The sequence below is a fragment of the Candidatus Thioglobus sp. genome, from assembly GCF_028599055.1.
Taxonomy (GTDB): domain Bacteria; phylum Pseudomonadota; class Gammaproteobacteria; order PS1; family Pseudothioglobaceae; genus Thioglobus_A.
This window is the reverse complement of the sequence record NZ_JAQRMS010000066.1, coordinates 1-6,997: the sequence shown is the minus strand read 5'-3', so window position 1 is coordinate 6,997 and position 6,997 is coordinate 1. Positions and strand designations below refer to the sequence as shown.

Here is a 6,997-nt window from a genome sequence, read left to right as displayed (position 1 = left end):
GTTTTTTTTAAATAATAAAAGGTTTTATGCTAAATAAAAAACACATTAAAGCGGCAGGTCTTGCCATTACTTTTCTTCTGTCCTCAAATGCAGCTATCGCTAAATGTGTTTTTTATTTAGCATAAAACCTTTTATTATTTAAAAAAAACTGAAGAAAACAAAAGGGCTTAAGTAGATAAAGCAACTATTTTCTTGACAATTGCTTAAACATGTTAACAGTCTGAACTGAGTTTTGAGAGAATCTGTTAAATATTTTACAAATAAGAGTATAAAAAATTTAAATAATAAAATTAGCGTATAAATTAGATTTATAAGTTAAGAGCTCTTTTTGTTATTAATCTGTTTTGTGTAAATGGCTAAGTTAAAATTTGTTATTTGATGCTTGTAAAGTGGTCTTATGAACTCTGATATAAATTTTATTTTACGATTGAGCGCCATGAAAGGGTTGGGTATCAATGGCTGATATTCATCAAATTACCCTTACGCCTGCAGATAAATCTTTTGAATGTGGCGAATCAGATTCTGTTTTAAAAGGTGGACTGCGTCATGGTTTGGCACTACGTTACGAATGCAGCAATGGCACTTGTGGCGTTTGTAAAGCCAAACTTGTGACTGGCAATATTGAGCAAATAAAACATCATGATTTTTCCTTATCTGATGATGAGTTGGCTAATAAGGTGTTTTTAATGTGTTGTCAGGCGCCTAGTTCAAATCTTGAGCTGGAGGTTGATTTAATAGGCGATGTTCGCACCATAGCACTTCAAGAAATCCAGATCAAGGTTAAAGATATACGCTTTGTGGGTGACGACATGGCTATTGTAAGTGTGCGAACACCTAGATATAAAACCTTGCAATTTATGGCGGGCCAGGATGTTGAGCTTAGCTATAAAGGAATTTTGGCTCGCTACCCTATCGCCTCATGTCCTTGTTATGGTATGGAGCTTGAGTTTCATATTAGGAAACTGGCAAACGATGATTTTTCACAAGCAATATTCTCTAAGTCCATCAAGTCTAAATCAAAAATTGATTTAACTGGCCCTAAGGGTGTATTTGTTTTAAAAGAAACCTCTAATAAGCCCATGGTGTTTATTGCCTGGGATAGTGGTTTTGCCCCTATTAGAAGCTTGATTGAACATGCATTTTCATTGGAAATGTCAAATCCTATTTATTTTTATTGGGCTCATCCAATTACTGAACCTTTGCCTTACTTGGACAATCATGCTAAATCTTGGCAAGCGGTAATGGATGACTATTATTATCAAACAATCGCTTGTGAATTTGATCGATCGAGTAAAAATGATTGTCACAAAGTAGCAAAACAGATTTACGATTCATTAGACCATAAAGTGATTAATCAATCTGAACTCTATATTTCCGCCCCTGCCGAAGTGCTGATTTATTTGGGTGAATTGTTGCTTGAAAATGGCCTTGATGAAGCTCAGTTAATCGCCTCCCCTATTTAGAGACATTTTTAAGTTAAATGGGATATTTTTAAGGTTATTTTAAATTGATTTTTTCTTAAATCTTGTTACGGCGCGCCTTATGCTTTTTATTAAAAATAAGTAATATAATCGCATCATAAATTGCTAATATTTTGGCTTAAAAAACCCCTTAAATTATTTTAATTTTTTTTCATTCTCGCAATCCCTTTGGTAGCAAACTATGTGGCGATTTTGGTGTAATTTCTGAATTTTCACCCCTTGCAAAATACCATGAAACACACTATATTTAGTTGCAGTTAAATTAAATAACACTATATATAGTGTTTCTCACTCGGGGGAGGATATGGATCAAAATATTAAAGTCACCAAGCGTAACGGCCAACAAGAGCCGATTGATATGGAGAAAATTCATCGCGTTGTGCACTGGGCTTCTCAAGACTTAGAAGGGGTTAGTGTTTCTCAAGTTGAGATCAATGCACAATTGGCTTTTTTTGACGGTATTAAGACCGAAGATATTCACGAAACGATTATCAAATCAGCGGCAGATTTAATTTCAACTGATGCACCAGATTATCAATATTTGGCAGCGCGTTTGGCCATTTTTCATTTGCGTAAAAAAGCCTTTAAATCATTTACACCCCCTGCGCTTTTTGAGCATATTCAAAAATTTACTGATTTAGGGATTTACGACAAAGATATTTTAGATAAATACACGCAAGCTGAAATTGAAGAGCTTGATGGGTATATCGATCATTGGCGTGATATGAAGTTTTCTTACGCCGCTGTTAAGCAGTTAGAAGGCAAGTATTTGGTTCAAAATCGTGTAACTGGTGATATTTATGAATCCCCGCAGCAGCTGTACATGTTGGTAGGCATGTGTCTGTTCCAGGAGTACGAAGCGCAAGCTCGCATGTCTATTGTTAAACGTTTTTACGACGGCGTTTCAAATTTTAAAATTTCATTACCAACCCCAATTATGGCGGGTGTACGTACGCCGACTCGCCAATTCTCATCTTGCGTGTTAATTGAAGCAGACGATGATCTTGATTCTATTAGTGCGGCAGCTGGTGCGATTGTTAAATATGTATCGCAGCGCGCCGGTATTGGTGTGAATGCAGGGCGAATTCGCGCAATTGGAAGCCCTATCCGCAATGGTGAAGCAACTCACACAGGCTGTATTCCTTTTTACAAGCATTTTCATACGGCGGTTAAGTCTTGTTCTCAAGGTGGTGTTCGTGGTGGTGCAGCCACCCTATTCTATCCATTATGGCATCTTGAGGTGGAAAGCTTATTGGTGCTTAAAAATAACACCGGTACGGATGAGAATAGAATTCGTCATTTAGACTATGGCGTACAGTTTAATGGTTTAATGTACCAACGTTTTTTAGCTGATGGCAATATTACTTTATTCTCGCCTCATGATGTGCCGGGCTTGTACGATGCCTATTTTGAAGATCAGGCTGAATTTAAACGTTTGTATGAGATGTACGAGCAAGATGAATCGATTCGTAAGCAAACTATTAAAGCCAGAGATTTGTTTGCCAAGTTTATGCAAGAGCGTGCCAATACAGGGCGTATTTATCTTCAAAATGTTGACCACTGCAATACTCACGGTGCATTTGACCCTAAGGTGGCGCCAGTTCGTCAATCAAACTTGTGTATGGAAATCACGCTGCCAACTAAACCACTGCATTCGGTTCAGGATGAAAATGGTGAAGTGGCTTTGTGTACCTTGTCTGCAGTTAATCTTGGTGCACTAGAGTCTTTGGATGAGCTTGAAGATGTGACTGATATTATTGTTCGCGCTTTAGATTCTTTATTGGATTATCAGGATTACCCAATTAAAGCGGCAGAGTTGGCGAGCATGAATCGTCGAACGCTGGGTATTGGCGTAACTAACATGGCTTATTATTTAGCTAAGAATAACGCTAAATATTCTGATGGTTCGGGTAATGAGCTAATTCACAATGCTTTTGAAGCGCTTCAATACTACTCACTAAAAGCCTCAAATATTTTGGCCAATGAAAAAGGTGCTTGTCCTTCATTTGGCGAAACTCAATATGCACAAGGAATTCTGCCAATTGACACCTATAAAAAAGATGTGGATGATTTTTGCGGCTGTGAGCTGAAGCTGGATTGGGAAAAGTTGCGTAATGATATCAAGGCAACGGGTCTAAGAAATTCTACCTTAACGGCGTTAATGCCTTGTGAAAGCTCTTCACAAATCTCTAACTCTACGAATGGTATTGAGCCACCTCGTGGCTTTGTGTCAATCAAGCAATCAAAAGACGGCATCCTTAAACAAATTGTGCCTGATTATCAGCAACTTAAGGATAAGTACGAACTGCTTTGGGATATTAAAGATAATGACGGCTATTTGCAGTTATGTGCGATTATGCAAAAGTTTGTTGATCAGTCAATCAGTACCAATACACATTACGACCCATCATTATTTGAGGGTAATCGAGTGCCAATGAAATTGTTCTTAATGGATTTATTAAAGGCTTATAAGTACGGTGTTAAGACGCTTTATTATCATACAACACGTGATGGTGGCGGTGACGATATGCTTGAAAAAGAAGATGATAATGCCTGTGCTGACGGCGTTTGTAAATTATAGGGAGCTAATATGTCGTATTCTATTTTTAGTAAAAAAATTGTTGATACCTTAACTCAGCCAATGTTTTTTGGCGATACGGTTAACGTGGCACGTTTTGATAAACAAAAATTTGAAATGTTTGAGAAGTTAACAGAAAAACAATTGTCGTTTTTCTGGCGCCCAGAAGAGATTGATGTCTCTAAAGATAAGATGGATTTTGCCAAGCTATTGCCTAACGAAAAGCATATTTTCTTGTCAAATTTGCAGTATCAAATCTTGTTAGATTCGGTGCAAGGTCGTAGCCCTAACATTGCTTTTTTACCCATTGTCTCTTTACCAGAGCTAGAAAACTGGATTGAAACTTGGAGCTTTTCAGAAACCATTCATTCACGCTCTTATACGCATATTATTCGTGCTATTGTGAATGAGCCAGGTGCCGTGTTTGATGACATTATGAAGACCGAGCAAATCATTGAGCGTGCTGAAAGTGTTTCTAAGCACTATGATGAATTGATCAAATGCTCTCAGGCCTATTTGCTTCATGGCGAAGGTACGCATGACCTGAATGGCGAGCAAACCACCATTGATCTTAAGTGTTTAAAGCGTAAATTATATCTAACCATTATGTCGGTTAACATCCTCGAGGCTGTGCGTTTTTATGTGTCATTTGCTTGTTCGTTTGCCTTTGCAGAGCGTAAGGTAATGGAGGGTAATGCCAAGATTATTAAAATGATCGCCAGGGATGAAGCACTACACCTTACTGGTACCCAGCACATGATTAATCTTATTCGTGATGGCAAGGATGATCCGGAAATGGCTAGCATTGCTGCTGAGTGCGAAGAGGAAGTTATTCAGATGTTTAAAGATGCCTGCGAACAGGAGAAAAATTGGGCTGAATACTTGTTTAGAGACGGCTCTATGATTGGTCTAAATGCTGAAATTCTTAAACAATACCTTGAATACATCACCAACATTCGCATGACTGCCATTGGCCTTAAGCCGTTATTTGAGGAGCGCTCTAACCCACTACCATGGATCAATCATTGGCTAGATTCTGATAATGTTCAAGTGGCCCCACAAGAGACTGAAATCACCTCTTATTTGGTGAGTGCGATTGACAACACTTTGGATGAATCTGATTCAGACTTTGGAGAGTTTAAGCTGTAGTTTGACACTATGTTTAGGATTGAAGTTGATAATATAAACGGCAAAACAGAATCTCTATATGTGTATGGCGAGCAATCAATCCTAACCGAGCTTGAAGAGCACAATGTGTTAATTAACTACTCATGTCGTCAAGGCCATTGTGGCTCTTGTGTATTGCTACTGTTAAAAGGTGATGTGATACATCAGGATTGTTTGGTGCCCTTGTCTCAGGGCGAGATTTTAGCGTGTCAAGCTAAACCGATCACTGACATTAAAATTGGCTCAAGAAATAGCTAGATCGTCAATATAGTCTGACACCTCTGATCGACTGCCTTTAAACACAACACGATCCAACTTCTTTTGAATTTGATAGTTATACATTGGGTCGTAATAGTCAACCAGCAGTGATTCTACAATCGGCAAAAATCCATCAAAACTGTTTGTTGTTTGTTGGGTTTTTAGAGCTTGATCAACACTCAATTTCATAACTTTGTAGCGCTCTAATCCTAGTCTTTTTTGGATTTTCTCAAGACTGTTAAGCCAATAATTGGCAAAATTATTAAAGCCATTTTCAGCATCTTGATCGATAAAATCTGCATGCATATTAATCACATAGGCATCCATACTGACACTGATTCGCTCTTGTGTGCTGGCTTCTAGCAGTATCAAATCCGCTTGGGCGGTTTTACGTTTAACGCACTCAGGAATATGCACAGTACCCACGTTTGCGCCTTCATCTTCAAAGATTAAATGTCTGTAGTCTTGTTTTTTAATAAGTTCAACGGCCAATTCATTTTCAAAGGTGATTTGGGTGGGTTGCGCTGTTGTCGTGTTACCAAATGCCGAGCCTCGGTGGTTGGCCAGCCCTTCTAAATCGATCATCGGTGTGATGTTATCTAATAACAAGGTTTTCCCACAACCTGTTTGACCGCCAATAACAATCGGGGTGACACTTTCCATAATGCGATCTGTTTCGTCAATCAAAAAGCGACGTAGCGCTTTATAGCCACCTTTGAGTCGTGGATAGTCTATGCCGGTTGCCTCGTAAATCCACTGTTGGGTAATTTGACTGCGCAACCCACCTCGAAAACAATACAAAGCGCCATTTGGGTTATTTTTAATAAATTCAGTCCAAGCCTTAATTCGTGATTGCTTGATATCGCCTTGGACTAATTTATGACCTAGTTTAATGGCCTCGTCTTGACCTTGCTGTTTATAGCACGTACCAACCAATTCACGCTCTTTGTCGCTCATTAGTGGCAAGCTGATCGTGTGCGGGAAGGCGCCTTGTGCAAACTCAACTGGTGCACGCGTATCAAACATTGGCGTGTCACTAGTAACTAGCGTGCGAAAATCCTCAATTTGAGTGAGTAGGTTACTCATTAATGGTAACAATTGCTGCGTTGTGATTTGATGGTAGGATTTCACCAATGGCGCTTGCGTTAAAGCCAGCTGATTGCATCATCTTCTCAAACACTGCTTGCGCCTCACTACTTACCATAATCAACAAGCCGCCACTGGTTTGAGGGTCACAAATGATAGATTGAACCTCGCTGCTCATGCTGCTTAAGTGTTGGCCGTAGCTATCAAAATTTCGCTGCGCTCCGCCTGGTGAGCAGCCATTGGCTAGATAATCATGAATATTTGGCAGAGTGGGTACTGTTGAATAATTAACAACTGCTGATACCTTAGAGCCTTGGCACACTTCAATCAAATGTCCGCCCAAGCCAAAACCCGTTACATCGGTAATAGCATTAACGCCATCAATAGTCGCCAATTTAGCGCCAATATCATTTAACTGACACATGGT

At 39.1% G+C, this 6,997-nt stretch carries 6 protein-coding genes; 4 read left to right on the top strand and 2 right to left on the bottom strand.

The window, feature by feature from the left end; all coding sequences use genetic code 11:
* Positions 1-455 precede the first annotated feature (455 nt).
* The 4 genes from PSN35_RS05290 (at position 456) to PSN35_RS05275 (ending at position 5,484) form a co-directional block, all read left to right on the top strand.
* A complete protein-coding gene (locus tag PSN35_RS05290) occupies positions 456-1,463 on the top strand; it encodes a 2Fe-2S iron-sulfur cluster-binding protein (RefSeq protein ID WP_300030477.1) in 1,008 nt (335 codons plus the stop codon).
* A gap of 322 nt (positions 1,464-1,785) precedes the next feature.
* Positions 1,786-4,062, top strand: a complete 2,277-nt coding sequence (nrdA, locus tag PSN35_RS05285; RefSeq protein ID WP_300030475.1) for a class 1a ribonucleoside-diphosphate reductase subunit alpha — start codon at positions 1,786-1,788, stop codon at positions 4,060-4,062.
* 9 nt (positions 4,063-4,071) lie between these two features.
* Positions 4,072-5,208, top strand: coding sequence for a class Ia ribonucleoside-diphosphate reductase subunit beta (gene nrdB, locus PSN35_RS05280; RefSeq protein WP_300030472.1), 1,137 nt, complete (start codon positions 4,072-4,074; stop codon positions 5,206-5,208).
* A gap of 9 nt (positions 5,209-5,217) precedes the next feature.
* The gene (locus PSN35_RS05275; RefSeq protein WP_300030469.1) at positions 5,218-5,484 is read left to right on the top strand and encodes a 2Fe-2S iron-sulfur cluster-binding protein; all 267 of its coding nucleotides are present in this window, start codon (positions 5,218-5,220) and stop codon (positions 5,482-5,484) included.
* Here PSN35_RS05275 and mnmH read toward each other — a convergent pair.
* Positions 5,470-6,570, bottom strand: a complete 1,101-nt coding sequence (gene mnmH / locus PSN35_RS05270) for a tRNA 2-selenouridine(34) synthase MnmH (RefSeq protein WP_300030466.1) — start codon at positions 6,568-6,570, stop codon at positions 5,470-5,472. The two genes, PSN35_RS05275 and mnmH, sit on opposite strands and share 15 nt — an antisense overlap.
* On the bottom strand, positions 6,563-6,997 hold a 435-nt coding region (locus PSN35_RS05265; protein WP_300030463.1), incomplete at its 5' end, for an AIR synthase-related protein. The genes PSN35_RS05265 and mnmH, both read right to left, overlap by 8 nt.

Excerpts from the sequence above, each read along its gene's own strand:
- PSN35_RS05290 (WP_300030477.1), top strand. The coding sequence starts at position 456 with ATGGCTGATATTCATCAAATTACCCTTACGCCTGCAGATAAATCTTTT.
- nrdA (WP_300030475.1), top strand. The coding sequence starts at position 1,786 with ATGGATCAAAATATTAAAGTCACCAAGCGTAACGGCCAACAAGAGCCG.
- nrdB (WP_300030472.1), top strand. The coding sequence starts at position 4,072 with ATGTCGTATTCTATTTTTAGTAAAAAAATTGTTGATACCTTAACTCAG.
- PSN35_RS05275 (WP_300030469.1), top strand. The coding sequence starts at position 5,218 with ATGTTTAGGATTGAAGTTGATAATATAAACGGCAAAACAGAATCTCTA.
- mnmH (WP_300030466.1), bottom strand. The coding sequence starts at position 6,570 with ATGAGTAACCTACTCACTCAAATTGAGGATTTTCGCACGCTAGTTACT.